Here is a 25,851-nt window from a genome sequence, read left to right on the forward strand (position 1 = left end):
TTAAAAAGTCACCCGATTTAGCCCGTTTGAAATGTCACTCACTTCGTCAATACGATAATCGCAAGGGGCCGTTAAGCGAGTTTACGGATCAATCGATCCAGCCGCTCGCAGGCATGGAGGAGTGATTCGCCTTCCTTGCCTGATACGCCAAGCAACAGACCGGACTTTTCCGCTACCCCTGACTGATACCAGGCTGAAAGCGGGGATGGCGCCAGGCCAAAGTTATAGGCGTAATGCGCAATGGTGCGATCCTGAGAGCCGTCTGGCAGGTTGATTAAAACGGATAAACCATGGACCTGAACGGTGTAGCCTAACGCCTTCATTATGCGGGAAAGTTCAGTACTTCTGGCATGGTAAACTCTTTTCATTTTCCGCAGATGCCGAAGAAAATGCCCCTCACTCAAAAAGGCATGCACCGCCATCTGGATCGCGGGAGTCGGAGCGGGGGAAAGCGAGGCGGCGACATCAGCAACCGTCTCGACAAGCGATGGCGGCGCCACGACAAACCCCAGGCGTAGAGCCGGGCTAATGGTTTTACTGAATGATCCAATATGGATAACCCGACCATAAATATCCTGTGACGCCAGCGCTGGCGCCGCGCGGCGATTAAGCTGCAACTCCCCCAGATAGTCATCCTCGATGATCCAGCGGCCATTTTGGTGGGCCCACTCAATTAAACGGTGGCGCCGTTCCAATGATAATGCCATCCCCAGGGGTGCTTGCTGCCCGGGGGTGACCAGCGCGATTGCCGCGTCAGGCGCGTGATGGATGCCATATTCTATATCCATCCCTTCGGAATCGACCCGCACAGGTACCGTGGCCAGGCCCGCAAGGCTCAAGGCTTTTCTTGCCGGCGGAAAGCCAGGATTTTCTACCCAGGCTTTGTGCCCGCGTAAAGACAGCGCGTGCAGTATGAGGCCAAGTCCTCCGGTGAATCCGGCAGTCACGAAAACTTGAGAAGGATGGCATTTGATTCCTCTGGAAAGGGTGAGCTGACCGGCGATTTCGCGGCGCAATTCGCTTTCCCCTCTGGGGTCGCCATAGCATTGTCTGGACTGCACGACGTGACGGGCTGACGCCGCAAAAAGGCGTGAGAAGAGGGGAACGGGAAAGACATCGCCGGCAGGGATCCCCATCTGAAAATCGCCTGTAGGGAAGAGAAAATCCTGAAACAATTCTGAAGTGGGTACGGATTCAGGCGCCTTTTTCGCCGCCCTGCCCGGCGGTAGATTATCCACGACACAGGTGCCACGAGAGCGGGACATCACGACAAGTTGCTCATCGGATAACCGTTCATAGGCGGTCTTAACCGTGCCGCGAGAGATACCCAATTGTATGGCAAGGTCAATCCATGAAGGGAGCCTTGTGCCTGGCGCAAGAACACCGCTCTCAATGGCTTCGGTGATCCCCTGGCGGATCTGCTCAGCGATGGATATCCGTGCGTTACGGTCAATCGTCAGCGCCAGAGTGGGTCTGTTCATATATCGCTCCATTAATCAGCAGAATAGCAGAGGCATCTCTGGTCAGCATGTTTTAACCATCCCGGATGCGTGGTACAGCAAAATCTTCGTTTTTTGGTTCTTTTAAGTGTAAATCCAGCTGTTATGCTTGACTCAGTTTCAACGATAAAGGAAATAAAAAATGAGTCAACGCATTGATTATACTAAAACTTCTCCGGCAGGGGTTAAAGCGCTCGGTGGTGTTTATACCTACGTCGCGCAATGTGGCCTGGAGAATACGCTCGTGGAACTGGTTAATTTGCGCGTCAGCCAAATTAACGGCTGCGCTTATTGCCTGGATATGCACACACGCGATCTCCTGAAGAAAGGTCTCAGCCCCGTCAAACTTGCTTTGGTGCAAGTCTGGGAGGAAGCCGGAGAGGTCTTTACCGCGCGTGAAAAGGCGGCGCTGTCCTGGGCCGAGACCGTCACCCGGGTTTCTGAAACGCATGTTCCGGATGAAGCCTTTGCGGCGGCATCTGCCGTTTTCGAAGATAAGGAACTGGCTGATTTGACGATGGCGATAGGCTTAATCAACGCCTATAACCGTCTGGCTATCAGTTTCCGCAATGTACCGCAGGAAGCGCAAAAACCCTGATATTGTGTGTTGTGACGTGGCGAGATCGCGCGGCGTCACACCTGCAAGCTTTAACAACTCCAGTCAGGAGCCCGTCATATGATAAGCAGAAATCCATTTTTATCCGCAGTAGCCGCTGTTGGAATGATCTTCTCAACAACCGTTTTGGCGCATGGCGTTGAACCACAGGGGCAAGGCGAGACGGTTAAACCGAATTTTTCGCATGCGATCCCCAACATTCCGGGTAAATCGCTTACTGCCGTCGAAGTCATTTATCCTGCGGGCGCTGCATCAGCATCTCATACGCATGCTCCTTCTTCATTTATCTACGCTTATGTCGTGGAAGGCGAGATTATCAGTCAGGTCGAAGGTCAACCTGAACGGACTTATCGGGCAGGCGAAAGCTGGTATGAAGATCCTGGCGCGCACCATGTTGTCAGCCGTAACGCCAACAAAACCAAACCGGCGAAACTACTGGCGGTATTTGTCGTGGACACCAAAGATACTCAGCTCACCACGCCAGACAGTAAGCCGTAATAATGGGAGTCCGAATTGATTACACCCGGACGTCCTCCGCTGGCGTCCAGGCATTCAGCGCCATTGACCATTACCTCTGTCATTGCGGTTTGGACGAGCGACTGCGCGATCTCATTAATTTACGCGTCAGCCAGATTAACGGCTGCGCGTATTGCACTGATTTGCATACGCGTATGTTGATGAAAGAGGGCGTCGGCGCCGAGAAACTGGCGGCGCTCCAGGGATGGGTCTGTACCGAAGGCATTTTTTCTTTAAAGGAGCGCGCGGCGTTAGCCTGGGCTGAATATATGACGCTCATTGCCCCTTCATCAAACCGGCGTGAACGCGCGCCAGATTTGCGGCGCTATTTCAGCGACGAAGAGGTATGTGACCTTACGCTGGCTATCAGTCTCATCAACGCCTACAACCGCCTGGCGATAAGCTTTCGTAATATCCCTCAGGCGGTTTTGGAGCATCAGAAGTAATGAATGGACGTGCCTTAACGGCGATAACGCGGAGCCGGCTGCGCAGTGCTGAGATGCTGGCTCATGGTACGCCGAGCGGCCTCCCAGGCATTCCATTCTTCACCGTCCTGCAATGGCGGGATGGTCACCGTTTCACCGGCATCTAAACCTGCCAGCGCGGCATCGACCATCTCCTCGCTTTTCATGACCCATGATTGCGGCAGATTTTCATGGCCGCCTACGCCTGGCACATTCCAGAACGCGGTCGCCGTCGCGCCGGGTAAAACGGCCTGAACGCGAATCCCTTTATCCCCGAGCTCGTGCTGCAGAGAGTGGCTAAACGCCAGCACAAAGGCTTTGCTTGCGCCATAAATCCCATTCAGGGTTTCCGGGCTAATCGCGACGATAGACGCGATATTGATGATTGTTCCCGTTCCGCGAGCGAGCATTGCCGGTGCAGCCGCATAAGTTAAACGCATCAGCGCGGTGACGTTGAGGTTAATCATCGCTTCCATTTCATCAACATTCGAATCCAGAAGCGGCGTTACGGCGCCAAAACCGGCATTATTCACCAGCATAGTCAGTGACGTTTCATTACGCAGTAGCTCTTCCACATGGCGTAGTTCCTGCGGGTTACCGAGGTCCGCGCCGATAATACGGACCTGACGATGATGAGTATCGCGGATCCGTTGGGCAACCTGTTCCAGACGGTCAGTATTGCGCGCCACAAGGATCAGATCGTAGCCGCGTTTAGCGAGTCTGTCGGCATAGAGTGCGCCGATGCCGCTTGAAGCGCCGGTCACCAGGGCGGTGCCATTTGATGATGTGCTCATGTTTTTCTCCAGGGTGGTTATTTTCAATGATGAGCACAATAACACTCGCATTTAATGTCTTAAATGTCATATAAACACCTTTTTATGACATTGGATTATGATGGGTCCGCTATATGCGCAGAGTCGGTTTTATCCTCACACCCGGTTATTCGCCGATGGGCTTTGCGGTTATTACCGCGTTTGAAGTCGCCAATATGGTGTTGCCGGAACCGGTCTATGACATTCATTTGCTTTCGGAAAATGGCGGCGCGTTACGCACATCCGCGGGCTTCGATGTGGTGACGGAAGCCTTTACTGAAACGCATTACGATGTTTTGCTGTTTGGCGCCAGTATGGAAAAGGCGACACCCGATACCATCGCGTTCGTGCGCCGCGCCGCGCCATTCGCCCGTCGGGTCGCAGCAGCGTGTATTGGGACGTTTTTGCTTGCGGAAGCCGGAATGCTGGACGGACATCGCGCCACCACGCACTGGATGTATGCCCGGGAACTCAAGCAGCGCTACCCGAAGATACAGGTTGAAGAAGACCGGATATTTGTTTGCGATGGTCCGTACTGGACATCAGCAGGGATGACAGCGGCTATCGACCTCGCTCTGGCGTTGATCGAAAGTGATTTGGGCCCCGATATCACCCGGTCTATAGCGCGAAAACTGGTGCTTTACCATCGCCGCACGGGCGGGCAATCGCAGTACTCGTCACTACTGGAGCTGGAACCGAAAACCGATCGCATTCAGAAGGTGCTGAGCTATGCGCGCCGCAATCTGGACCGTCGTCTAAATATTGAAGAACTGGCCGACGTGGCGAATCTGTCGCCTCGTCAATTCAGCCGTATCTTTCAGGCGGAAACCGGACAGTCGCCGGCAAGGGCCGTTGAGTATCTGCGGCTGGAATCGGCGCGGGCGATGTTAGAGGAGAGCAACAGTTCACTGGATGAGATCGCCAGGCAAACAGGATTTATCGACAGAGAACGCATGCGACGCGCTTTTATTCGTACGATTGGGCAGCCGCCGCAAGTTATTCGTCGTCAGGTACGCCATACTGAAGGCTGAGGGACTTCAGATATAAGGAGAGTAGGGAAGAGCAGCGTCAATGACATCAGCCTACAGAATAATTTTACTCCGCGATGGGGCTGCCAAATTTAGCGACGCAATGCCATACCTTCTTCAAATGCTGTGGGTCATAACCTTTCCCGCGAGCTAGCCCGATATCAAATGGCGTAACAAAACCGTTGTTAACGAGTTTTCGCGCCAGATCGGCAATCTCTTTTCCCCGGTAATCGACGCACTCGGGTAGGTGTTTTTCCGCCAGCCGGTAACCAGGATGCCATTCTACCGGGCAGTCTAGCCGGTGAGCGAAAATGTCGATCGGCGTGTCTTTATAGCAACCATCCAGCACTACGGCTTCAACGTCGTCCGCAATAGTCATGATGCCGTGTATGTGAGCTTCTATATAGTTATCTAAAACGTCTGTGATTGGGCTATCTCGCTCGGCTAATTCAATCAGCGCGCACTTTTCGGCAGTAGCAAAATGTGACGGCGCGAAAAAGCTATCGGGGTAACAGAATGTCGTTCTCTCCATGGCCGCTGGGCGCATACGGAAATGCGATGACCCAAAGCGCGGCGAGCCTCCCGTTATGCTGTTTCGGTAATTGAGCGCCCCATATTTAGGGCGTAGTTCCGGGCTTGCGTCAGCATACGCCATGCCAAAAATAGCGTTTTCCCACGCCCAACGATCTCCACCGGGGTATGCCGTTAATCCACCGTTGCTGGTATGCGTTTCAAACTGCGAACGATACACGCCATCCTCAGCTAACGCCTCAATCATGGTCATTCCACGGCATAGCGCATCAGGATGGAAGTTAAGCGTGACGGGCATCGTTGTCGGTAACGGATCACCATCCGCTTTACTGGAAATATGAAGAATGGCGGCCAGAACAGGGTTAGCGAGCATACAATGTTATGTTAAATAGAGTGTATAATGTCATAATTAACAGACTGTTTTAAATAGAAAAATCATTAGTCCATCGGATTGTGGCAAACCACCTCGATATTGTGGCCATCCGGGGCGATCACAAATGCCGCATAGTAATGGGCATGGTAATTGGGCCGCAAACCGGGCGCGCCATTGTCTTTGCCGCCGGCGTTTAGCGCGGCGTGGTAGAACGCATCGACCTGCTCACGGCTGCTTGCGGCAAATGCCAGGTGCAGATGCGCCGGCTTTTCATCGGTTTGAAACAGGCACAATGACACATTACCCCGTTCGGGACACAACTCAATGCCATAGCCGGGGTCGCCTTCGGCAACGATTTTTACGCCCAGTGGCGCCAGCGCATTGAGGAAAAACGCTTTGCTGAGGGCAAAGTCGCTGACGCCAAATTTCACATGATCAAACATGGGGAGGCTCCTGGAGCGAGGAGGAATGTTCCCATTCAGTATAGCCAACGCCGCGGTGCGTGCCGAAAGCGATCAAACGCGCGCCAATGCGCATTTAGCGTGCAAATACTGTCCGCTTAAATGACGCGTTTTAGAAAAATCTGCAGTATCGTAGCCGCTACGTTTTATCAGATTTCACGTAGCGCGATCAAAAAAGCAGGGGGATGCTTGGCCAATACCGGCAGGTACGCGCCATTGAAAATCATGCCCGGTCATCATTATTGAAGTGGAAAATGGCAGCGCGCATCGAAACTACGCGAGATTATTGGCTGGCGTTTTAACGGCCATTCATCATATCGGCAGCACAGCAGTACCGGAACTGGCAGCCAAACCAACGATTGATATATTGCTGGAGGTTGAAAGTCTGGCGGCGTTGGATAGCTTGAATGACAGGATGCGTGACATGGGATATACGTCGCGTGGCGAGAACGGCAAGCGCACGCATCGCGTGCATGCATTATTGCGGAGAGTGAACAGGCGATCAGACATTTGGCGTTCAGAGATTATCTGCGCAAGCATCATGATATTGCTCAGTAATACGCGGCAATCAAATGCCAGGCAGCAGAAGACTGCCGGCAAAACCAGCGGCTTATGGCCGGTTGAAAACCGAATTTATTCAACGGCACGAGCAGTTGGCGCTGGCCGGGTTGGCCGCAGGAGAAACCCCAAGAATCAGGCCTGGACGGCAGAATCCACATACCTTCACCTTGGTGCGCATAATGTATATTATGTTAAATTTAAATGCTGAATACGCACCGGGATTAGCCCTGCACATCATCTCTCGCCTCACCTTCAACGTTATCATTCCGACATTCCATTTTCCCGCCAGGCTTACTGTCACTCGCCGCTTTTAAACGCAATCAATCATCAGTCGGCGTACCTTGATGAAATCGCATCTGCCAACCCTCTTTATCTTTCAGGAGCCAAATCGATGAGCGCTCAGTGCAACGAACGGCGCGGCCCTGTGCGTCACGCTGAAAACTTTTATACGTCAGCAACACGGCACCTTCGCTGATTTGCGCCAGCTTAAAAGCTTCGGCGACAATCGGCGGATAATCCGTTTCCATCTCCAGCGCCGCAACGGTCTGGCGTTTGTCATAGCGCAGCCCTGAACGACCGATCTCTTCAAAGTCTTCATGCAACAATGCCGCGACACGTTTCGGATCGCAGCGCGTCGTTGGCTGGTGCAGTTCAACCTCAAGCGCCTGAATTTGGCTAAGCCACTCTGCAAAATGGGTCAATATGCCCTCCTTTTTGATCGCGCTACGTGAAATCTGGCAAACTTCGGCAGTCAATCTACACCAGAATGACACTCGTGAAACCTGATTATTCCCAGGACTCCTTCTCATAAGGCTTTTGCCAGTTCTTTTCCGTGACAGGCACGAGTTCCCCGTTGAACGTATAGGTACAACAGCGGCATCTCACCGGCACATCTTCTGCGGTGAATGCCGGGTTCACTTTCTGCAGTATCCCGCGTTCATCGACACACAGTCCGCTGTAATAGCTCGACTCACCACAGCAGACATAGCTCCGCCAGTTTTTACGGTGCAGCGCCACCAGGTAAAAAATGGGCGCTGGTTTGTCCAATCGACTAACCGCTTCGCTATGTACTTCATTCCAGGGTTGGCCCACTTTACTGAGCAGAAATTGAAATAGCGGCGTGTAATCCATACCATGTTGTATCCGCCCATGCATGCTTTCACGCAGCGGCAACTGCTCATCGTCCGCCTGTTTGCCATGGCGTCCCCAACGGTATTCACCACCGCTGGCGATGGGGCCTTTAGATGTAACGCTTTCTCTTCTATAGAGTTTTTTCTTTGTATCGCGACGAGTTCTCATCAAACCTCAAAAGTGACGCTGTCACCCCAAAAAGCCTCACGCCTGTTTATCTCCCAAATGCGACCGCCGAACCCGCAATTCCCCGTGCCGCCAGGCGCCGTCTGCCGTGGCGCGATTGTCGATCAGGCGATTCAAGGCTTCTTCGACCAGCCGGTCGATGCGTTGGCTGTAGCTGGTCAGCGCCCAGTTGGCTGAGCCGGCCTCATCGATATCGTCGAAGCCCACCACGGCCATCGCGGACGACGGCGCCGTTTGCCTGAGCGCTTCGAGCGCCCCCAGCGCCAGCACGTCGTTCTCGCAGAACAGCGCCTCAACCCGCTCGCTTTCCGGCGTTGCCTGCAGGTATTCGCTCATCAGTTGGAAACCGCGTTGGCGATCGTAGTGGCCGGCGGTGAGCACCCGATTCAACTGAAAGCCGGCGGCCATCAGCCTGTCGCGGTAGCCTTCCATGCGCAGTAAATGGCTGCTTTGCGTGTCCGGCCCCTTCATGTAACCAAAGCGCCGATGCCCTTGCTCTATCAGCAGCGCAGCGATCTCTTCGCCGGCGCGGTAGCCGTCGATATTGACCACATCAATGTGTTCGCTTTCCGTATTGCGGCACACCTGCACCAGCGGGATCTGATGCAGATCTTGCGCGATCGCCGCCCACTCTTTGGTTAACACCGTCGCCAGGAACAGAATGCCATCGACCTGCAGCTGGTCGGCCATCGCCATCACCGCCCGGTAGTTTTCGCCCGCGGTGATGTTCAGCAGCAGCGCCATATAGCCGCGGGTTTGCAGCTGTTTGGTGACCATATCGAGCATCATCATCGAATGCGGGTTCTTCATCTCGTCGATGGCTACGCCAATGATGTGCGTGCGTTTTTGCGACAGGCTGCGCGCCAGCAGGTTTGGCCGATAGCCCAGCTCGGCGGCCGCCGCCAACACGCTTTCACGCGCGTTGTCCGAGATCGACGCACCAGGCGTAAAGGCGCGCGATACCGTCCATTTAGAGACGCCGGCCTTTTCGGCGACGTCGCTGGCGGTGGCTTTGTGGTGTTTTATCATGGTTGCGTCGATCCCTGCTTCGGTGAAGTCAAACTATACCCTGCTCGCTCAGATCCCCTAAGCGCCTGTCGGCATATCTGCTGCAATTATGTATCGTTTTTGCACCCGATTGCAATTTGTTGTGCAACCGGGTGCAAAACGTAAAGAGTTTGTGATCGTCCGCGCTGTTTTCACCTTTCCCCTGTTGACCAAATTTTATCCATGGCCGACATTCACGGTGGCATTCAGAGACTCGTCGCCGTTTTTTCTTCTGATTTGCACCCGGTTGCAAAAACGTTGTTTTTACATAACACCTCTCTTCTCAACAGGATACCGTAATGAAAAAAACCAGACTGTTGTTGATGTTAGCCTGCTCGCTGTTTGTCATGACCGCTCAGGCCAAGAGCTATCAGGTCGGCGTGGCGCTGGCCAATTTCGATCTCAACTTCGTCTCCATCCTGCGCAGCCAAATGGCGCGTGAACTGGCTGCGCGGCAGCTGCAAGGCCAGTTCGTCGATGCCAAAGGCGATGTCGCCCTGCAGGTGCAGCAGGTAGACGATCTGATTAATCAGGGCGTGGACGCCATTATCCTCAACCCGGTCGATACGCAAGGCGTCCAGCCGATGATAGCGGCCGCCAAACGCGCCGCTATCCCCCTTATCTTCGTCAACCGCAAACCCGAAGTGCCGCTGAGCGGCGCGACGGCCTACGTCGGCTCCGATTCGGCGCTCAGCGGCCGCCTGCAGATGGAGGCCCTGGCGAAAAAAATGAATTACCGCGGCAACGTGGCGATCCTGATGGGCGCCCTCTCCAACGAAGAAACCCGCGAGCGCACCCGCGCGGTGGAAGCGGTGATCGCCAAACACAAAGAGCTGAAAGTGGTAGAGAAACAGACTGCGAAATGGCAACGCAATGAAGCGGTCGACGTGGTCTCCGGCTGGTTGCTGAACGGCGTACCGATCGATGCGATCGCCGCCAACAACGATGAGATGGCCATCGGCGCGATCATGGCGCTGAAGCAGGCCAAAAAGAACGGCGTACGGGTTGCCGGTATCGACGGCACGCCCGACGGCCTGCAATTTATCAAAAACGGCGACCTGGCGGTGACCATTTTCCAGGATGCCAAAGCCCAGGCGATCGGCGCAGTGCAAGTGACCCGAGCGATGTTGGATCACGCCAAAACCGAGTCTTACAACTGGGTGCCTTATGCCACCGTGACGCGAGAAAACTACCCGCAATTTGCGCAGATGAACCAGAAATAAACCGTTGCCACTCTCTTTTTCAACCCGCTTTGCACCCGAGTGCAAAGCCACAGTGTCAGGAGTCAGCATGTTAAATGGTGAAAGAAGCATCCCTCGCCCGCTGCGTTGGGCGATGATCGGCGGCGGCCGCCTCAGTCAGGTGGGCTACAAGCACCGTTCCGGTGCACTGCGCGACAATACCGCCTATCGGCTGGTTGCCGGCGCTTTTGATATCGACGCGGCGCGCGGGCGTGAGTTTGGCGTCAATCTCGGCGTGCCCGCCGAACGCTGCTATGGCGACTATCAGCAGTTGCTGAAACAAGAGGCCAACCGCGAAGATGGCGTTGAGGTGGTGACCATCGCCACCCCTAACGGCACCCACTATGAAATCACGCGCGCCGCGCTGAATGCCGGCCTGCATGTCATCTGCGAAAAACCGCTGTTCTTCACTACGGTGGAGGCGAGAGAAATCAAGGCGCTGGCGGCGGAGAAAGGCCTGATCGTCGGCGTAACCTACGGCTTCTCCGGGCATCCGCTGCTGATGCAGATGCGCGCCATGATCGCGAACGGCGACATCGGCGAAATACGCATGGTCGAATTGCAGTACACCCATGGCTTCAACGCCAACGAAAGCGCGGACACGTTCGAGGCGCAAAAGTGGCGCGTCGATCCGAAAATCGCCGGCCCCTCCTTTGTGCTGGGCGACATTTCCACCCACACCTTCTACATCTCACAGTTGGTCATGCCCGACATGAAAATTGCCTCCCTGCTGTGCGATCGCCAGAGCTTTATCCCTTCCCGCGCCCCGCTGGAAGACAATGCCATGGTGCTGATGCACTACGAAAACGGCGCCGTCGGGCGCATGTGGGCCTCCGCCATCAACGCAGGCGCGATGGACAGCCAAAGCATTCGCGTGGTGGGCTCACGCGCCAGCCTGCAATGGAGCGATTCCACGCCCGGCGAATTGCGCTATGAGATCCAGGGGCGGCCCAACCAAACGCTGCACCACGGCATGCCCTATCTGGACGACAGCGCGCTGGCCGAAGAACGACTCGGCGCGTTGCATACCGAAGGGCTAGCCGAATCCTGGGCCAATATTTACCTCAAGTTCGCCATCGCCATCAGCGCCAGTCAGCGCGGCGATCGGCAGACGCTGGCCGCGCTGATCTATCCGGATATCGATGCCGGATTGGAAGGCGTGCGCTGGATTGAAAACTGCGTTCGTTCCGCCGGCAACGGCGCCACCTGGGTTAATTACCAATAAGGAAAGCACCATGAAACTTTCGTTCTGTACCGACAGCCTGGGCCATTTACCCTTCGAGCCGATGCTGGATCGGCTGCTGGAGCTGGGGGTGCGCGGCGTGGAGATGACCACCGGCGGTTGGTCCCCGGCGCCCCATCTGGATACCGAGGAACTGCTGGCCAACCCCGCCAAACGCCGGCAGCTGCAGCAAGCGCTGGCCAGCCGCGGCATGGAGATCGCCGCGCTCAATGTCTCCGGCAATCCGCTCGATCCGGGCGAGCTGGGGCAGCGCCATCTGCGCCAAACCGACAATACGCTGGAACTGGCCGGCCTGCTGGGGGTGAAGAAAATCGTCATGATGAGCGGCCTGCCGCCGGCCAGCCCGCATGACACCGTCCCCAACTGGATCACCTATACCGTCAGCTGGCCGCCTACGGTGAAAAACTGTCTGGACTATCAATGGAATGAGGTGGCGATCCCCTATTGGCAGGCGCTGGTCGCCCGAGCCAAAGCGTGCGGCGTCGAGCGCTTTGCGCTGGAAAACTTCAGCGCCATGCTGGTGTGGAACCCGGAAACGCTGTTCCGGCTGCGCGAAGCCGTTGGCCCGATGGTGGGCCTGAACCTCGATCCCAGCCACTTGATCTGGATGGGCGCGGATCCCATCGCGGTGGCCCGCGCCCTTGGTCCCGCGATTCACCACGTACACGGCAAGGACGTGCGCCTGGAGCGCGGTGTCGTCGAAGTTAACGGACTGCTGGAAACCAAACCGATCGACGAGGTGGCCGGCCGGGCCTGGAACTATGTCGCCGTCGGCTGCGGCCGGGATCTGCAGTGGTGGAAGGAATTCTTCTCGGTGGTGCGCATGATGGGTTACAACGACTGGGTGTCGCTGGAAATGGAAGACTTGACCATGTCGGTCGATGCCGGCATCGCCTCTTCCGTTCAGGCGCTGCAGCAGACGATAAGCAGGTAACACCAGGCGCAGCCGGTTGCGGTCGCTGCAGTCGCTGCGCCAGATTCATCCTGCGTTGCACAGTTACGGCGTTATCGCCAACTTAATCACGCCATCGCGCTTTTCAGAGAACATATGATAAGCCTCGGCAATATTCTCCAGCTGAAAACGATGCGTCACGAACGGTGTGAGATCCAAACCGCCATGCTGAATGACGTTCATCATTCTGCGCATCCGCTCCTTGCCGCCGGGACACAGAGCCGTACGAATCGTATGATCGCCCAGCCCATAGGCAAACGCCTCGACAGGCAATTGAATATCGTCGCTATAGACGCCAAGGCTGGACAATGTGCCACCGGGTTTTAAGACACGCAGCGCCTGATTAAAGGTGGCCTGCGTCCCCAAACACTCGATGCTGGCGTCCACACCACGCCCCGCCGTAATCTTGAATATTTCATCAATCACATCGGTTTCCTTATAATTCAGCAAGACGTTTGCCCCCATCTTTCCCGCCATCATCAGCTTTTCGGGAGAGCTGCTGACGGCAATAATCAGGCTGGCGCCCTGCAGGCGAGCGCCCGCAGTGGCGCATAAACCGATCGGTCCTTGGGCGAAGATGGCCACCGTGTCACCAATTTTAATGTTGGCATTTTCCGCGCCTTTAAAACCGGTAGACATCACATCCGGGCACATCAGCACCTGTTCATCTGTCAGACCGTCCGGTATGAGCGCCAGATTGGCTTCAGCATCAGGCACCAGTACATATTCAGCCTGGGCACCGTCGATAACATTGCCGAAGCGCCAACCCGCCGTGGCTTTATAGCCGTGGCAGCGACATTCGGGTAAATAAGAACCGTCCTGGGCGGGAAATCCATCCTGACAGGCATAAGACGTGAACGAGGGACAAATGGCGCCGGCCAATGCCCGCTGCCCTTCTTCGAAGCCTTTAACATTGCTTCCCAACTTTTCAATAATGCCGACCGGCTCATGGCCAATGGTCAACCTGCGCGGCACCGTGTATTCTCCCTTGAGGATATGAATATCCGTGCCGCAGATTGTCGTCGTGGTTATTTTGAGCAAGGCATCGTTGGGGCCAGGGGAAGGAATAGGTTTTTCAATGAGTTCTATTCGCCCCTTTTCGATAAAGGCGGCGGCTTTCATCATGCGCATGGCGGAAGATCCTTTGGTTTCTGCCGAAGTGGCTACAGAAAAGAATAATCCAATCGGTCATTTTTTCCGATTTTACTGCCTTGGGAAATAATTAAAAACGCCAGTAATCTTTATCGGTAAGTAATATAAAAAATATAATTCAATAAAATAACATCCAATAAACTCTGCTTTATCACTCTGCCGAAAAACACGGCCAATTTATATCGACAGACGCTGCATCATTTCTCTTTCCAAAAACGCCCTGTTCACTTCGGCGCGTAAATCTCTCTGAGCGTGGCAATCACTTTCGCCACGTTTGGGTCATCGATGCGGTAAAACAGGGTTTGCGCTTCGCGTCGGTACGTTACCAGACCTTCATTGCGCATTTTCGCCAGATGCTGCGACAGCGCCGATTGGCTGAGCGGCACCAACTGTTGTAGCTCCCCCACGGCAATCTCATCGTGTTTCAATAGCAGGCAAAGCACCAGCAAGCGGTGTTCATTGCCTATCGCTTTCAACAGCCTGGCGGCTTCAACCGCTCCGTCGATCAAAAAGGGATCCTGCTTAGCTTTTGCATTCATGGTCAATCACCGCCCCGTCATCATTCAGCCGCATTATAGCGGCTTTCAGGCGCTGGCACAGCATTACATTAGCATTTATTAAATTAGGTATTGCTAATTTATGCAATCCTAATATAACCTTGTGTTCAAGCCGATTGGCTCTCCCTGAGGGCCGCCGGCCTTCCCCTACACAAGTGAGAATGCGTTATGAATATGCCAACCCTGGTGCTGCTGGCGTTTGCCGGCTGGACATTATTGATTCTATTCGGCACCGTCGGCGTTTATCGCTGGTCCAGAATTTTAACCGGCCGCGCCACGGTCAGCGAATGGCAAGCGAACAAACCGCAGGGCAGCGATGGCTACCAGCGCGCCATTGCGGCGCATCGCAACTGCATTGAGAATTTGCCGGTTTATACGGCCCTCGTTGTGGCGATAGCCGTATTTCAGGTGGAAAGCACAACGCTGAATGTCTTGTCTCTGGTCCTGCTCGGCGCGCGCATGGCGCAGAGTCTGGTTCACATCGGTTTCGAGCAGACGGAAAACGTCGCCACCTGGCGCTTCGTTTTCTTTTTCACACAAATCGTCACGATGTTTTGGATGGGGATGGAGATCGTCAGGAGCCTGCCATGACGATCACGAACCTGGCGGAGCCCCATGAGGTGACCCGTTTCCTCTATGACGCGGACAAACCCGAGGGGCAGCGGGCCATCCTCTACTTTTCCGCATCCTGGTGCCGCCCCTGCCAGAATATGCAGGGGATCGTTGAACAGCTGCACCGTCACGCCAACGAGATCGCCTTCGGCAGCATTGACGTCGCGCAGGCGCCGACGCTCGCCCCTGCATTCGGCATCAAATCCGTGCCCTCCCTCGCCCTGTTTGAGGATGCGCGCCTCATCGCAATCATCGCGGGCGAGGTTCCCTTGCAACGGTTGACTCAACGGGTGGCGGCGGCATTCGCCGCCGTTACAACATCCACTCGATCGGCAGCCAGCCGGCCACGGTGAGAACGATGCGTTTTACCCAGCCGGCGCCGGGCTCTTGTTGATGCACCTCGGTGTGGCCGTCTTCGAAGGCTTCGTTCCACACCATTTTGCCCTTGGGCGTCAATGTCGGCCGATAGGCGGCATACTCGAGCGGGCCATCAAACAGTTGACGGGTGTCGGCCGCCAACGTCGGGCTGTCGATCAAGAATCCCATTTCGCAGTTCAGGTGCGCCGAGCGCGGATCGAAATTGAACGAACCGATAAACACCCGCTTATCGTCGATGGCGAAGGTTTTCGCGTGCAGCGCCGCGCCGGACAGCCCTAGCGGTTTAAGCTCCTTGCGCCCCGTCGGTTGGCCGGCGCGCAATTTCAACTCGAACAGCTCCACGCCCGCCTGCAGCAGCTCACGTCGGTATTTGGCATAGCCCGCATGCACCACCAGCACGTCGGTGGTGTTCATCGCGTTGGTCAGCACGCGGATGGACTTCCCCTGTTTGGCAAGCGATTCAAAAAAGCTTGCCCCTTCCCGGCCCGGCACGAAATAGGCGGAGACCAGATCCAATTGCTGGTTGACGCCGCCGATGATCTTGCTGAGCTGCGTCACCATCAAACGATCGCGCGAAGCCCTACCCAACCCTTTCGCCGGATCGTCGGCCACCAGCTCGACCTGAGTGAATTCCGGCTGCACGGCGCCATCGCGAAAACGCACCGCACTGGTTTCCAGCTGCACCGCCAGTTTGCGGGCCCGGTCGCTGCTTTCGGTCGCGGTGGCCTGCGTCAGGAAAGCAGAAAGATTGCCTTTGCCTCGGATAATTTGCTCAACGCCAAACACCGAAGCGCTGTTCCAGTAGCGATCGAAGACCTCGGCGGTTTCCGCCACCACGTTGCCGACGCTCAACACATCGAGATCGAGGAAATAGTTTTCGTCGCCGACCTGGAAATACTCGTCGCCGATGTTGCGGCCGCCGATGATCGCCACAGCGCCGTCGACGATATAAGACTTGTTATGCATGCGCCGGTTCATGCGCATAAAGTCAAAGGCGTAGCCGGCCAACTTCGGCGTGCGCACGGTTGATGGGTTGAACAGACGGATCTCGACGTTTTTCTGGGCGTTCAGCGCCGCCAGGGTCTCGTCCATGGCGACGCCGTTATCATCCAAGAGCAGCCGCACGCGCACGCCGCGCTGGGCGGCGTCATACAAGGTTTTCAGCAGGATCTGCCCGGAGGTGTCGTTATGCCAGATATAGTACTGGGCATCGATAGACCTTTCCGCCATCCGCGCCAGCGCCAGGCGGCTGGCGAACGCATCGTGGCCGCTGACCAGCGGCACCACGCCGCTCAGGCCGGGATGTGCCGCCATCTGTTCGGCGGCCCGTGCCGGCAATAGCGCGGTAGGATCCGCCGGCAGCGCCGCCTGCGGCGAACGCTGCGAAATATCCGGCAAACGAAAGATGACTCTTGCCGCAATAATGGCGATCGTCACGGCGATAATCAGATACACGACAATTTTTATCACGGGAAGCGGCCTCGGAGGTTGACTGCTTTGCTTTATACGTCATTAGGTTGCTTCAATCTATAGGAGAAGCGCGCTATGCGCGAGGTCCGCTTGGAAAACGAAAAAATATCTTACGGTACTATCAAAATCATGCCAGTTGCGCCGTATTGCACAACTGGCACATCTATCGGCTTGAATTTACTCCCGCTTAGGCATGCTCCTTAAATGACGAACATCCATTTCTGTCAGCGCAACGCCATTGATATACCTGACGGTACCAAATACCTGACAACCTCTGGCTTTAAAAGCCAAGGCGGCAGCCCCGCCAATGCCTGATGAAACGCCGGTAATCAGAACGGCTTTATGTTCAGACATTTTTTAATCCTTCAGACGTGGAATGGTTTTCGGTTGGCAAGGTTGCCGTTGGGCTCTTTATCCGGAACCAGATGGCATACATAGCAGGCAGGAACACCAGCGTAATAATGGTCCCACCCAGTGTCCCGCCTATCAGGGTATAGGCCAGGGTTCCCCAGAATACCGAGTGGGTTAACGGGATAAAGGCCAGAATGGCCGCCATCGCCGTCAGCAGTACAGGCCTGGAGCGCTGTACCGTTGCCTCAATGACCGCATGATAGGGTTCAAGCCCTTCCTGCTCGTTGTGATGAATCTGCCCGATGAGGATCAGCGTGTTGCGCATCAAGATCCCTGACAGGGCAATCAAACCAACCAGCGCATTGATGCCAAAGGGCTGGTTGAAGAGCAGCAAGGTTGGCACCACACCGACCAGCCCCAGCGGTGCGGTCATAAAGACCATCACCATCGCCGACATCGAACGCACCTGAAGGATAATGATCAGCAATGTCATGGCTATCATGATAGGGAATAACGGCACCATCGCTTGGGTCGCTTTCCCTGACTCCTCAATAGAGCCAGCCTGTTCAACCCGGTATCCATTCGGAAGCGTTGTGATGATGGGCTGCAGTTGTTTGAAAATCGCAGTGGAGACATCAGGTGCCTGAAGGGATTCGGCGATATCGCCTCGCACGGTAATGGTTAGCATACGGTCGCGGCGTCGCAGGACCGGGTCTTCCATGCGCACTTCGACCTCGCCAACCTGCGATAACGGAATACGCTGCCCGGCAGAACCGATCAGGGTGAAACCCTCTATTTTCTCCGGATCAAGCCTGATATCGCCGGCAGCGCGTCCCACGACCTGCACCGAACGGATATCTTCGCGCACCGCGGTGACCGGAACACCCGAAAGCAAGAACTGAAGCTGCTGGGCCACTGCATTTGACGTCAGCCCCACTGCCTGCAGGCGGTCCTGATTCAGGGTGAAATGCAGCGTTGGCACGCGTGAGCCCCAATCCGTGTTGACCGTTCTCATCAGCGGGCTGGCCTGCATCACCATTTTCACCTTGTCCGCGATGCCTCGTAATACAGTCGGATCTGACCCTGTCACACGGAAGGCAACCGGATAGGGTGAATAGGGGCCAAACACCAGTTGGGTCACGCGAACTCGCGCCTCAGGAGCCAGTCCATCAGCCGCAGCCTGGCGAAGACGGAACTTGAGCGCCTCACGGGATCCCTCATTGTCCGTCAGGATAACAATTTTCGCAAAAGAGGGATCGGGTAGCTCCGGTGCCATGGCGAGATAAAAACGTGGTGCCCCTTGCCCGATATAAGCCGTCACGATTTTTGCTTCTTTCTGGTGCTTCAGCCAGTCCTCAATTTTCGTCACGGCGGCGCTGGTCTGTTCAATGGACGTGCCATATGGCATCTGGACGTCCACAAGGACCTCTGGCCGGTCAGACGTCGGGAAAAACTGTTTTTTCACCAGCGCCATGCCGAGAACCGCAACGGTGAATACCGCGACGACAGAAGCCGCGACCAGCCATTTTCGCGCGATGACCCGCGCCAGCAACTGACGAAAACGGTTGTAGCGGCGGGTGTTGTAGATAGCTGTGTGCCCCCCTTGAACCGTTTTGATATCCGGCAGCATTTTCACCCCAAGGTAAGGGGTAAACACCACTGCCACCACCCAGGAAGCAATCAATGCAATTCCCACAATCCAGAACATATTGCTGGTATATTCACCCGCCGTGGATTGTGCAAAACCGTTGGGCATAAAGCCAACGGCCGTCACCAGGGTGCCCGCCAGCATCGGCGCAGCAGTGTGGCTCCATGCATAGGCTGAGGCTTTGATTCGGTCGTACCCCTCCTCCATTTTCACCACCATCATTTCAATGGCAATGATGGCGTCATCCACCAACAACCCCAGGGCCAGGATGAGCGAGCCCAGGGTAATACGGTCGAAGTTTTTACCTGACGCCTCCATGACCACAAAGACGACAGCCAGCGTCAGGGGCACAGCAGCAGCGACCACCACACCCACACGCCAACCCATACTGAGAAAGCAGACCACCATCACGACCAGCAACGCGACGAAAAATTTGATCATGAACTCATCTACGGCGGAACTGATGTTAACTGACTGATCGGTGACTTTTACGAATGTCATGCCGAGTGGCATGTCCGCATTGATGCTGGCGGCTTCCTTATCCAGCGCTTTACCCAGCTCCAGACCATTCCAACCCTCACGCATCACGATACCCAGCAGAAGTGCAGGTTCGCCCTGATTACGCACCATAAAGGTCGCCGGATCTTCGTAGCCACGCTCGACCGTCGCCACATCGGAAAGCTTCAGCGTCCTCCCTTGCACCACAATCGGCGTTTCACGAATTTTTTCCAGTGTGTCAAAAGCCCCATCCAGACGGATAAAAACCTGCGGACCACGGGTATCTATCGAGCCCGCAGGTGTCAGCACGTTCTGGTTGTTCAAGGCTGCAAAGATATCCTGGGCAGAGACCCCCAGGGTTGCCAGACGGTCATGTGAAAATGAGACAAATATCCGCTCGGCCTGCTCACCGATAATATTGACCTTTTTTACCCCGGGAACATGTAATAAGCGCTGGCGTAATGACTCGGCATCGCGCACCAGTAGCCGCTGTGGCTCTCCTTTTGCCTTCAGCGCAAAGAGCGCAAACGTGACATCCGAAAACTCATCGTTGACCATCGGTCCAGACACCCCTGCCGGCAAATTTTTAGCCTCGTCGCTGAGTTTTTTGCGTGCCTGATAGAACTCTTCCTGGACCTCTGAGGGGGGAGTGCTGTCCAGCAATGACAGCATGGTAAAAGCCAGACCGGGACGCGTGTAGGTCTCTGTGCGGTCATACCACTTGAGCTCCTGGAGACGCTTCTCCAGCGGTTCGGCCACCTGATCCTGCATTTCCTTAGCCGTTGCTCCAGGCCAGGCGGAAATGATGGTCATCTGCTTGACCGTAAAAGGCGGGTCTTCTGCACGCCCCAGCCCAAGGAACGAGAGAATACCGGCAACGGTGATCAACAGGATAAGAAACAGCGTAACGGAGCGCTCGCGGACGGCGAGCGCGGAAAGATTGAAACGTCCGCGACTCATGGACGACTCCCGGCGACACGGATATCGCTCTGCTTCGCCAGCCGGACTGTTTCACCATCATGCAGTAGATGAGCGCCCAGCGCCACGACCTGTTCGCCAAGCTTAAGGCTGCCGGCGACGCTTGCTGCATCATCCCCGAGGCTCACGACCTGCACGGACCGCCATGTCACTCTGGCGGGATTTCCTGAAATGCTCCAGACCCCCGGGCCTTTACCCGCGTCAAAAACAGCCGCTAAAGGCACCTGCAGCAACGGCTGCGATGCTCTGTCCTGCGCAATATGGATGGTGACAGTGGCCCCCAGAGGGGCACCAGACAATGGACCGTCGAGCACGTACCTTGCTTCAAACGTGCGCGTCAGCGGATCGGCTGCATCAGAGAGTAACCGTAGCTTCGCAGAAACAGAGGGTGTATCGCTGCCGTACAGAGAGGCCTGTGCCACGCTTCCTATTACCGGGCGCAGCGTCTCAGGCAACTGGACGACCGCTTCGCGTTGTCCTGCCCTCGCCAGCCTGATAACTGGCTGTCCGGCACTGACCACCTGACCAGGTTCGGCCAGCGTATCCATCACCACTCCGTCGGCGTCAGCGACCAGGACTGCATAGCCCATGGCGTTTTGCGCCACATTCGCCTGCGCCTTGGCGGCACTGAGGTCAGCCCTGGCCGTCTCTGCAGCAGCCTTAACCTGATCGTAAGCGGATGCCGACACAGCGCCTGTGGTGACCAGACCGCGATAACGCGATTCATCATCCGCTGTCTGTCGGGCTCGCGCTTTTGCTGCGGCGACGGCCTGTTGCTGAGCCTGAGCCTGTAGGCTCAGATCAACCGGGTCCAGACGCATTAACGGCTGGCCACGTTTCACGGCCTGACCGGTATCGACGAGACGTTCCAGGATTTTGCCTTGAACCCTGAAACCAAGATCGCTCTGAATTCGTGCAACAACCACCCCCGTAAAAGCACGGGAAAAGTCGGTTGCATTGATCGCTGCGGCAGACCTGACCAGAGGTGGCAGACTGCGTGGATCGCTGTTATCGGAAGCCTCACCGCAGGCCACAAGGGCAAACGGCAACAGACAGACAGCAAAGGTGACAGGTTTAAGTCCGAGCATGGGTTCCCTTAATGAATTAAACAGGACAGGAACCCATACTTATACTTGTGACCATTATTGTCAATGGTCACAATGTCAGGGTGACAAACTTCTCAGGATCAGTGATGGCAGCAATACCGCCGCTGCTTGAACGGTTTCCAAATTATATTGCAGCTGAACCGGGCTGATATAGGGACGCATGACCATAAAAATTGCATCCGCCGCCTCGTCCAGTGGCGTTTTTCTTTCAAACTCACCTGCCTGGCGCCCTTCAACAATGATCTGCTCAATGAGCTGCCGCAGGTGCTGCTCATGAGCTTGTGCTGAGGGCCATTTGTCACGCACAGCAACGGCCGCAATATCGTGCAACTTACGGTCATGAAAAAACAAATCGCAGCCAGATTCTGACAATGCCTTGAATAATCGCCTTATTTTCTCTGCGGCTGTCGGCGCATCCGCAATCGCTGCGTTGACAATGTCCCTTATGATCGCCAGCCGATTAGCGCAGATCACTTCTCCAATCGCCTGCTTGGAATCGAAAAATTTATAGATATAAGCTTTTGAAAAACCAATTGCTTTGGCGAGGTCGGAAACCGTTGTTTTTTCGTAGCCATAGTGACCGAAATGCTCAGTGGCCGCCTCAACGACCTGATCGCGGACACTGTGGTCGGAAGGTCCCCTGGAAGGAGTTTCATTCATCTGTTTAGTCATTTTCCCATCTTAGCCCAATGAAGCTCGGTTGACAACGAGTGACCAATTTGTAATATGGTCACAATCCTAAATACACTTGCGCTCTGACAGATTTTTCGCCGGATGATACAGCGACCCCGGGCACTCCACTGAATCAACAAAACGGAACATCTCACCATGAATAATGACGTCATCATCATCGGCGGCAGCTTTGCCGGTCTCGCCGCAGCCCTGCAGCTTGGCCGTGCCCGTCGCACGGTCACCGTTCTCGATACCGGCCTTCAGCGCAACCGCTTCGCTAACCGTTCACACGGTGTGCTCGGCCACGATGACAAACCACCGTCCGAGATCCTGGCCGCGGCGCGGCAGCAACTCGCGCGCTACCCTGCCATCAAGATGGTTAATGCCCGCGCGGACAGCATCTCCGGTACTATCGACAATTTCTCCGTCCTCACTGGCGATACTGAAACCCTACGTGCGCGCCGCCTGATCCTGAGCTATGGCGTTGTTGACCAGATGCCTGACATTCCTGGCTTTGCTGAAGGCTGGGGCACATCCGTCATCCCATGCCCCTATTGCGATGGCTTCGAAGTTGCTGACCAGCATTGGGGCCTCGTCTGGTCTGGAGCGCAGTCGATGAATCAGGTCAGGCTGTTTCACGACTGGACCGACAGGTTGACTGTCTTCAGCAATGGACACGACATCCCTCCCGACATACGGACCGAACTGGCGGCCCGTCAGGTCCCTCTCGTTGATGGTCGGATCGCCGAAATCGCACGTCACGGGAGCCAGATTGCCACCATCAAGATCGATACCGGCACTGATGTCGCAGTCGATATTCTCTTCGCACATCCGCTTACCAGGCCGTCCACACGCCTTCATGACGCACTGGGACTCGCCACGCTCAATACGCCAACCGGCATCGTCCTTAAGACCGATGAGCGCCACGAAACCAGTATGCCAGGCATCTATGCCGCCGGTGACCTTGCCAACGCCGGCATCCCCTCAGTCACCACGGCGACATGGCAAGGCGCGATGGCGGGTATCTTCGCTCAGCAGTCGATGCTCACTTGAGTGCAAGCAACAACGATCTCCAAGCGGCTCCTGCCATAAGGCTATAGCGTAAAGCGCGAAGGCGAAACGCCAAACAATTTTTTGAACGCCACCGAATAGGCGCTGTGACTCTCGTAACCGCTTTCGAAGGCGGCGTGGATGATCGAGTTGCCGGCCAGCAGCAGCGGAATGGACGACAGCAGCCGCAGACGTTGTTTCCACTGGCCGAAGGTGATGCCGGTTTGTTGACTGAAATGACGTTGAAAGGTCTTTACGCTGATCGACAGTGAATCGGCCCAGGCCTCAATACCGCGTTCGTCGGCCGGCGTGATGACCAACTGCCGGCAAATTTCGGCCATTCTCGCCTCTGCCGGCCAAGGCAGATGCAGCGCCAGCTGCGGCTGCAGGCTCAGTTCCTCCAGGAACAACGCTCTCAGCAGCGCATTGCGTTTGGTCTCCGCCCCTTCAGGCGCCAGCGTCGCCAACTGGGCGATCAGTTCTCGCAACAGCGGTGAAACCTGTAATACGCCGTCGCGCAGCGGCAAACGCGCGGCGGTGATTTCATCGACCAAAATCCCGTAAACGCAGATGTTGCTCTGCATGACGATCTGATGTTCTACCCCCGGCCGCAACCAAACCGCGGTGGTGGGCGGCACGATCCAGCGCCCGCTGCTCGCCTCGACCGCCATAACGCCCTGTTGCGAATAGAGCAAATGACAGCGTTTATGCGAGTGGTAAGGAATGACGAAGCCCGCCGGATAGTGTTTCACCAGCCCCGTCACCTCGAACGAGGAATTTTCGTGGCTGCTGAGGTCGATGCGTTTCGTTTCGGCGTTGTCGACTTCGAATCCCATGATCGTTTGTCCCTTTTGATAACGCGAATGTCTTTTATTTGATAGAGGGACCGCATGATCCTCCATATAGTGACGTTCTCGCAAGCCACACCAGGGGCCTTATGCGAAGAAACTCACTATTTACACCAAAATTTCATCGTTCTGCGTAAAACGGAGGCGATGACGTTGCGCATGCGCTGCGCGATGGCGGCTCGTTGCGGGGGCGACGCGGCCGAAAGTGATGGAGAGGGAAAGCGCGGTGGCATAAATCAGGAGGTGTATGCATCAATCAGCAGGTAGCTCGGCCTGGGGGGCGGCTTACTGCTGAAGGGATAGGGAGAGCGCCTAGGCTCTCCTCCATCCAACGTGGTTATCTCATCAACGGGCCAACTCGGCGCCGTCCAGCTCGGAAATCGCCAGACAAATCACTTCCGTGATGGCCTGTACCGTATAAGCGGTATTGGCAGGAATGATCAACATCTCATGGGGTTGCAACGTCTGATCGTCAACCTTCAGTTCACCGCTCAGCACCATCAGTTTCACCCAGCCCGGGTGAAAACGCGCCGGTTGCCGGCTGCCCGCATCCAGCTTCAGCAACGCCGTATGGCCAGGCGTCTCCCGTTTCAAAATGTGAAAGTGTACCCCATCGTAAGGCATGTTTTCGTAATGCAGTGACGCCAGTGTTCTCTTATGCATGGTAAGTGTCCTCGTGACCGGTGAGTAGCTGCTCCGCCTTCGGTCGCCGTAAAAACGATTGGCGGCTGTCCCTACCGAAAGCACAGGCTCGCAGCCTCTTGGCGAACGGATTAACTGTCGTACTTGCAGCGGCCCGATCGACCGCCGTTTCATGCCTAACCTGCCTCAGGCATGCTACTAAATATATAAGAGCCTCGCCGACGGCGCAAAAAACCGCTGCAACGTTGAGCGCATTACGGTGTTAATCCGTAGTCGGAAAGATTATCCAGCAGCTTGAACAGCGAGACGAACAGCGCCGTCTGCCGGGGATCGCGCCAGCCATCGGCAAAGTCCGCCATCAGCCACAGCACTTCGTCGAGAAACAGATGTTCCACTGCCTGATGCCAGCCCTGTAGTTCATCGGCCGTCAGCGTGACAGACTCGCCGTAACCCGCCAAGAACAGTCGCCATTCCCACACGCTGAAGACACGGCCGGGGGCTGAAGCCAGGGTATTGTGGAACAGCAGCAGCGCCAACGCCAGGTCAAATACCCGCGGTAAAAACAGCGCGTTATCGGGATCGATCAGCACCGGCCTATCCGGCGCGACATACACCAAGTTATCGGCTTTAAAGTCATAGGGCGTCGCCACACAAGGAAGAGCCTGTTCTTTCAGCGCCATCTGCCGTTCGGCAATCTGCAGCATGCGTGCTTTGAACGCCGTGATATCGAGAGTAATCCCCTGCTCAGCCGCATGGTCGGCGATCACATCCAGATCCGCCAAGATGTCTTCTTCAGTCAGCGCGTACTCGTCATAGGTCGTCAGCCCGGCGTTATGGTTTGTCGGAGACAGCGCGTGTATTCGACCAAGCAGCCTGCCGGCCGCCACGATCTGTTCATCGCGGCCTGCATATTTCTCTCCCGAGATAAAGGGATAAACCACCCACATGCTTCCCTGCATCTCTTGCGGACACGCCGTCGGCACTACGATATCTACGCCCTGATAACGCAACTCGGCGAGATACGCCGCCAGCGCATGGGCTTCATCCGTCGTCGGACGGGTACGTTTCAGCACATGTTCCCCTATCTTATAAACCGGCGCATAGGGATAAAGACTGAGCGGCGGCTGTGTGGCATCCAACCCAAACTGAGCGGCAATCGCGGTGATATCCATCTTTTCACATTCCATTATCAATAAATCGCGCTGAGCGGTAACCTGATGTTTTCTCA

General features: G+C 55.7%; 28 protein-coding genes. 11 read left to right on the plus strand and 17 right to left on the minus strand.

Annotation, left to right across the window (positions count from 1 at the left end):
• Positions 1–71 precede the first annotated feature (71 nt).
• On the minus strand, positions 72–1,481 hold the full coding sequence (pdxR, locus tag ACJ8KE_RS05920) for a MocR-like pyridoxine biosynthesis transcription factor PdxR (protein WP_306376795.1): 1,410 nt from the start codon (positions 1,479–1,481) through the stop codon (positions 72–74).
• 160 nt (positions 1,482–1,641) lie between these two features.
• On the opposite strand from pdxR, the gene ACJ8KE_RS05925 reads away from it, so the two are divergent.
• The 3 genes from ACJ8KE_RS05925 to ACJ8KE_RS05935 all read left to right on the plus strand — a co-directional run bounded on the left by ACJ8KE_RS05925 (position 1,642) and on the right by ACJ8KE_RS05935 (position 3,077).
• Positions 1,642–2,097 (plus strand): carboxymuconolactone decarboxylase family protein, encoded by a 456-nt coding sequence (locus ACJ8KE_RS05925; protein ID WP_049299252.1) that lies wholly within the window; start codon positions 1,642–1,644, stop codon positions 2,095–2,097.
• Positions 2,098–2,175: 78 nt separating this feature from the next.
• Positions 2,176–2,613 carry a cupin domain-containing protein gene (locus tag ACJ8KE_RS05930; RefSeq protein WP_232036937.1) on the plus strand — a complete coding sequence of 146 codons (438 nt, stop codon included), beginning with the start codon at positions 2,176–2,178 and terminating at the stop codon, positions 2,611–2,613.
• Between the two features lie 2 nt (positions 2,614–2,615).
• On the plus strand, positions 2,616–3,077 hold the full coding sequence (locus ACJ8KE_RS05935) for a carboxymuconolactone decarboxylase family protein (RefSeq protein ID WP_110147002.1): 462 nt from the start codon (positions 2,616–2,618) through the stop codon (positions 3,075–3,077).
• A gap of 14 nt (positions 3,078–3,091) precedes the next feature.
• Here the strand turns inward: ACJ8KE_RS05935 and ACJ8KE_RS05940 are convergent, their stop codons facing one another.
• A complete protein-coding gene (locus ACJ8KE_RS05940) occupies positions 3,092–3,889 on the minus strand; it encodes an SDR family NAD(P)-dependent oxidoreductase (RefSeq protein ID WP_016927707.1) in 798 nt (265 codons plus the stop codon).
• Positions 3,890–4,002: 113 nt separating this feature from the next.
• On the opposite strand from ACJ8KE_RS05940, the gene ACJ8KE_RS05945 reads away from it, so the two are divergent.
• The gene (locus ACJ8KE_RS05945) at positions 4,003–4,938 is read left to right on the plus strand and encodes a GlxA family transcriptional regulator (RefSeq protein WP_176519323.1); all 936 of its coding nucleotides are present in this window, start codon (positions 4,003–4,005) and stop codon (positions 4,936–4,938) included.
• A gap of 64 nt (positions 4,939–5,002) precedes the next feature.
• On the opposite strand, the gene ACJ8KE_RS05950 is transcribed toward ACJ8KE_RS05945, so the two are convergent.
• Together ACJ8KE_RS05950 and ACJ8KE_RS05955 are read right to left on the minus strand one after the other, a co-directional pair.
• Entirely contained in the window at positions 5,003–5,839 is an 837-nt protein-coding gene (locus ACJ8KE_RS05950) for a DUF3626 domain-containing protein (RefSeq protein WP_305178897.1), read from the minus strand.
• A gap of 65 nt (positions 5,840–5,904) precedes the next feature.
• The gene (locus ACJ8KE_RS05955) at positions 5,905–6,282 is read right to left on the minus strand and encodes a VOC family protein (RefSeq protein ID WP_305178898.1); all 378 of its coding nucleotides are present in this window, start codon (positions 6,280–6,282) and stop codon (positions 5,905–5,907) included.
• A gap of 265 nt (positions 6,283–6,547) precedes the next feature.
• Between ACJ8KE_RS05955 and ACJ8KE_RS05960 the strand changes: the two genes are divergently transcribed.
• Positions 6,548–7,069, plus strand: a complete 522-nt coding sequence (locus ACJ8KE_RS05960; RefSeq protein ID WP_442517157.1) for a GrpB family protein — start codon at positions 6,548–6,550, stop codon at positions 7,067–7,069.
• A gap of 112 nt (positions 7,070–7,181) precedes the next feature.
• Here the strand turns inward: ACJ8KE_RS05960 and ACJ8KE_RS05965 are convergent, their stop codons facing one another.
• The 3 genes from ACJ8KE_RS05965 to ACJ8KE_RS05975 form a co-directional block, all read right to left on the minus strand.
• Positions 7,182–7,562 (minus strand): nuclear transport factor 2 family protein, encoded by a 381-nt coding sequence (locus tag ACJ8KE_RS05965; protein ID WP_079452134.1) that lies wholly within the window; start codon positions 7,560–7,562, stop codon positions 7,182–7,184.
• Between the two features lie 85 nt (positions 7,563–7,647).
• The gene (locus tag ACJ8KE_RS05970; RefSeq protein WP_079452135.1) at positions 7,648–8,160 is read right to left on the minus strand and encodes a hypothetical protein; all 513 of its coding nucleotides are present in this window, start codon (positions 8,158–8,160) and stop codon (positions 7,648–7,650) included.
• A gap of 36 nt (positions 8,161–8,196) precedes the next feature.
• Positions 8,197–9,207, minus strand: a complete 1,011-nt coding sequence (locus ACJ8KE_RS05975) for a LacI family DNA-binding transcriptional regulator (protein WP_097102031.1) — start codon at positions 9,205–9,207, stop codon at positions 8,197–8,199.
• A 317-nt stretch (positions 9,208–9,524) separates the two neighbouring features.
• On the opposite strand from ACJ8KE_RS05975, the gene ACJ8KE_RS05980 reads away from it, so the two are divergent.
• The 3 genes from ACJ8KE_RS05980 (at position 9,525) to ACJ8KE_RS05990 (ending at position 12,643) form a co-directional block, all read left to right on the plus strand.
• Complete coding sequence (locus ACJ8KE_RS05980) at positions 9,525–10,448, plus strand: substrate-binding domain-containing protein (protein WP_016927713.1); 924 nt, start codon at positions 9,525–9,527, stop codon at positions 10,446–10,448.
• A gap of 67 nt (positions 10,449–10,515) precedes the next feature.
• Positions 10,516–11,691, plus strand: a complete 1,176-nt coding sequence (locus ACJ8KE_RS05985) for a Gfo/Idh/MocA family protein (protein ID WP_442517158.1) — start codon at positions 10,516–10,518, stop codon at positions 11,689–11,691.
• A 10-nt stretch (positions 11,692–11,701) separates the two neighbouring features.
• The gene (locus ACJ8KE_RS05990) at positions 11,702–12,643 is read left to right on the plus strand and encodes a sugar phosphate isomerase/epimerase family protein (protein WP_016927715.1); all 942 of its coding nucleotides are present in this window, start codon (positions 11,702–11,704) and stop codon (positions 12,641–12,643) included.
• A gap of 63 nt (positions 12,644–12,706) precedes the next feature.
• Here the strand turns inward: ACJ8KE_RS05990 and ACJ8KE_RS05995 are convergent, their stop codons facing one another.
• Both ACJ8KE_RS05995 and ACJ8KE_RS06000 read right to left on the minus strand, forming a co-directional pair.
• Positions 12,707–13,792 carry an NAD(P)-dependent alcohol dehydrogenase gene (locus ACJ8KE_RS05995; protein ID WP_016927716.1) on the minus strand — a complete coding sequence of 362 codons (1,086 nt, stop codon included), beginning with the start codon at positions 13,790–13,792 and terminating at the stop codon, positions 12,707–12,709.
• A 245-nt stretch (positions 13,793–14,037) separates the two neighbouring features.
• The gene (locus ACJ8KE_RS06000; RefSeq protein WP_016927717.1) at positions 14,038–14,352 is read right to left on the minus strand and encodes an ArsR/SmtB family transcription factor; all 315 of its coding nucleotides are present in this window, start codon (positions 14,350–14,352) and stop codon (positions 14,038–14,040) included.
• Between the two features lie 186 nt (positions 14,353–14,538).
• Here ACJ8KE_RS06000 and ACJ8KE_RS06005 point away from each other — a divergent pair, with 186 nt between their 5' ends.
• Both ACJ8KE_RS06005 and ACJ8KE_RS06010 read left to right on the plus strand, forming a co-directional pair.
• Positions 14,539–14,961: an MAPEG family protein gene (locus tag ACJ8KE_RS06005; protein WP_079449712.1), complete on the plus strand. Its 423-nt coding sequence runs from the start codon at positions 14,539–14,541 to the stop codon at positions 14,959–14,961.
• Complete coding sequence (locus ACJ8KE_RS06010) at positions 14,958–15,335, plus strand: thioredoxin family protein (RefSeq protein WP_079449711.1); 378 nt, start codon at positions 14,958–14,960, stop codon at positions 15,333–15,335. Before ACJ8KE_RS06005 ends, ACJ8KE_RS06010 begins: the two co-directional genes overlap by 4 nt.
• On the opposite strand, the gene ACJ8KE_RS06015 is transcribed toward ACJ8KE_RS06010, so the two are convergent.
• The 5 genes from ACJ8KE_RS06015 to ACJ8KE_RS06035 all read right to left on the minus strand — a co-directional run bounded on the left by ACJ8KE_RS06015 (position 15,295) and on the right by ACJ8KE_RS06035 (position 22,083).
• Complete coding sequence (locus ACJ8KE_RS06015; protein WP_016927720.1) at positions 15,295–16,830, minus strand: phospholipase D family protein; 1,536 nt, start codon at positions 16,828–16,830, stop codon at positions 15,295–15,297. The two genes, ACJ8KE_RS06010 and ACJ8KE_RS06015, sit on opposite strands and share 41 nt — an antisense overlap.
• 177 nt (positions 16,831–17,007) lie before the next feature.
• Entirely contained in the window at positions 17,008–17,184 is a 177-nt protein-coding gene (locus ACJ8KE_RS06020; protein ID WP_197724949.1) for a hypothetical protein, read from the minus strand.
• Positions 17,177–20,287, minus strand: a complete 3,111-nt coding sequence (locus ACJ8KE_RS06025) for an efflux RND transporter permease subunit (protein WP_097102039.1) — start codon at positions 20,285–20,287, stop codon at positions 17,177–17,179. Before ACJ8KE_RS06025 ends, ACJ8KE_RS06020 begins: the two co-directional genes overlap by 8 nt.
• Positions 20,284–21,393: an efflux RND transporter periplasmic adaptor subunit gene (locus ACJ8KE_RS06030; protein WP_442517159.1), complete on the minus strand. Its 1,110-nt coding sequence runs from the start codon at positions 21,391–21,393 to the stop codon at positions 20,284–20,286. The genes ACJ8KE_RS06025 and ACJ8KE_RS06030 overlap by 4 nt, the downstream gene beginning before the upstream one ends.
• Before the next feature lie 75 nt (positions 21,394–21,468).
• Positions 21,469–22,083: a TetR/AcrR family transcriptional regulator gene (locus ACJ8KE_RS06035; protein ID WP_016927723.1), complete on the minus strand. Its 615-nt coding sequence runs from the start codon at positions 22,081–22,083 to the stop codon at positions 21,469–21,471.
• Between the two features lie 156 nt (positions 22,084–22,239).
• On the opposite strand from ACJ8KE_RS06035, the gene ACJ8KE_RS06040 reads away from it, so the two are divergent.
• Entirely contained in the window at positions 22,240–23,136 is an 897-nt protein-coding gene (locus ACJ8KE_RS06040; RefSeq protein WP_016927724.1) for an NAD(P)/FAD-dependent oxidoreductase, read from the plus strand.
• A 41-nt stretch (positions 23,137–23,177) separates the two neighbouring features.
• On the opposite strand, the gene ACJ8KE_RS06045 is transcribed toward ACJ8KE_RS06040, so the two are convergent.
• The 3 genes from ACJ8KE_RS06045 to ACJ8KE_RS06055 all read right to left on the minus strand — a co-directional run bounded on the left by ACJ8KE_RS06045 (position 23,178) and on the right by ACJ8KE_RS06055 (position 25,795).
• Positions 23,178–23,969 carry an AraC family transcriptional regulator gene (locus ACJ8KE_RS06045; RefSeq protein ID WP_016927725.1) on the minus strand — a complete coding sequence of 264 codons (792 nt, stop codon included), beginning with the start codon at positions 23,967–23,969 and terminating at the stop codon, positions 23,178–23,180.
• A gap of 357 nt (positions 23,970–24,326) precedes the next feature.
• Entirely contained in the window at positions 24,327–24,644 is a 318-nt protein-coding gene (locus ACJ8KE_RS06050) for a cupin domain-containing protein (protein ID WP_015377878.1), read from the minus strand.
• Between the two features lie 233 nt (positions 24,645–24,877).
• Complete coding sequence (locus ACJ8KE_RS06055; protein WP_397609545.1) at positions 24,878–25,795, minus strand: phosphotransferase; 918 nt, start codon at positions 25,793–25,795, stop codon at positions 24,878–24,880.
• Positions 25,796–25,851 lie beyond the last annotated feature (56 nt).

Origin of the sequence: Serratia sp. CY56464 (genome assembly GCF_052168435.1) — a bacterium.
GTDB lineage: Bacteria > Pseudomonadota > Gammaproteobacteria > Enterobacterales > Enterobacteriaceae > Serratia > Serratia marcescens.

Coding starts and splice junctions, on each gene's coding strand:
- ACJ8KE_RS05935 (WP_110147002.1), top strand. CDS start 2,616: ATGGGAGTCCGAATTGATTACACCCGGACGTCCTCCGCTGGCGTCCAG.
- ACJ8KE_RS05975 (WP_097102031.1), bottom strand. CDS start 9,207: ATGATAAAACACCACAAAGCCACCGCCAGCGACGTCGCCGAAAAGGCC.
- ACJ8KE_RS05990 (WP_016927715.1), top strand. CDS start 11,702: ATGAAACTTTCGTTCTGTACCGACAGCCTGGGCCATTTACCCTTCGAG.
- ACJ8KE_RS05925 (WP_049299252.1), top strand. CDS start 1,642: ATGAGTCAACGCATTGATTATACTAAAACTTCTCCGGCAGGGGTTAAA.
- ACJ8KE_RS05980 (WP_016927713.1), top strand. CDS start 9,525: ATGAAAAAAACCAGACTGTTGTTGATGTTAGCCTGCTCGCTGTTTGTC.
- ACJ8KE_RS05995 (WP_016927716.1), bottom strand. CDS start 13,792: ATGCGCATGATGAAAGCCGCCGCCTTTATCGAAAAGGGGCGAATAGAA.
- ACJ8KE_RS05970 (WP_079452135.1), bottom strand. CDS start 8,160: ATGAGAACTCGTCGCGATACAAAGAAAAAACTCTATAGAAGAGAAAGC.
- ACJ8KE_RS06040 (WP_016927724.1), top strand. CDS start 22,240: ATGAATAATGACGTCATCATCATCGGCGGCAGCTTTGCCGGTCTCGCC.
- pdxR (WP_306376795.1), bottom strand. CDS start 1,481: ATGAACAGACCCACTCTGGCGCTGACGATTGACCGTAACGCACGGATA.
- ACJ8KE_RS06055 (WP_397609545.1), bottom strand. CDS start 25,795: ATGGATATCACCGCGATTGCCGCTCAGTTTGGGTTGGATGCCACACAG.
- ACJ8KE_RS05955 (WP_305178898.1), bottom strand. CDS start 6,282: ATGTTTGATCATGTGAAATTTGGCGTCAGCGACTTTGCCCTCAGCAAA.
- ACJ8KE_RS06045 (WP_016927725.1), bottom strand. CDS start 23,969: ATGGGATTCGAAGTCGACAACGCCGAAACGAAACGCATCGACCTCAGC.
- ACJ8KE_RS06010 (WP_079449711.1), top strand. CDS start 14,958: ATGACGATCACGAACCTGGCGGAGCCCCATGAGGTGACCCGTTTCCTC.
- ACJ8KE_RS06035 (WP_016927723.1), bottom strand. CDS start 22,083: ATGACTAAACAGATGAATGAAACTCCTTCCAGGGGACCTTCCGACCAC.
- ACJ8KE_RS05950 (WP_305178897.1), bottom strand. CDS start 5,839: ATGCTCGCTAACCCTGTTCTGGCCGCCATTCTTCATATTTCCAGTAAA.
- ACJ8KE_RS06030 (WP_442517159.1), bottom strand. CDS start 21,393: ATGCTCGGACTTAAACCTGTCACCTTTGCTGTCTGTCTGTTGCCGTTT.
- ACJ8KE_RS06000 (WP_016927717.1), bottom strand. CDS start 14,352: ATGAATGCAAAAGCTAAGCAGGATCCCTTTTTGATCGACGGAGCGGTT.
- ACJ8KE_RS06025 (WP_097102039.1), bottom strand. CDS start 20,287: ATGAGTCGCGGACGTTTCAATCTTTCCGCGCTCGCCGTCCGCGAGCGC.
- ACJ8KE_RS06005 (WP_079449712.1), top strand. CDS start 14,539: ATGAATATGCCAACCCTGGTGCTGCTGGCGTTTGCCGGCTGGACATTA.
- ACJ8KE_RS05930 (WP_232036937.1), top strand. CDS start 2,176: ATGATAAGCAGAAATCCATTTTTATCCGCAGTAGCCGCTGTTGGAATG.
- ACJ8KE_RS06050 (WP_015377878.1), bottom strand. CDS start 24,644: ATGCATAAGAGAACACTGGCGTCACTGCATTACGAAAACATGCCTTAC.
- ACJ8KE_RS06020 (WP_197724949.1), bottom strand. CDS start 17,184: ATGTCTGAACATAAAGCCGTTCTGATTACCGGCGTTTCATCAGGCATT.
- ACJ8KE_RS05940 (WP_016927707.1), bottom strand. CDS start 3,889: ATGAGCACATCATCAAATGGCACCGCCCTGGTGACCGGCGCTTCAAGC.
- ACJ8KE_RS05985 (WP_442517158.1), top strand. CDS start 10,516: ATGTTAAATGGTGAAAGAAGCATCCCTCGCCCGCTGCGTTGGGCGATG.
- ACJ8KE_RS05945 (WP_176519323.1), top strand. CDS start 4,003: ATGCGCAGAGTCGGTTTTATCCTCACACCCGGTTATTCGCCGATGGGC.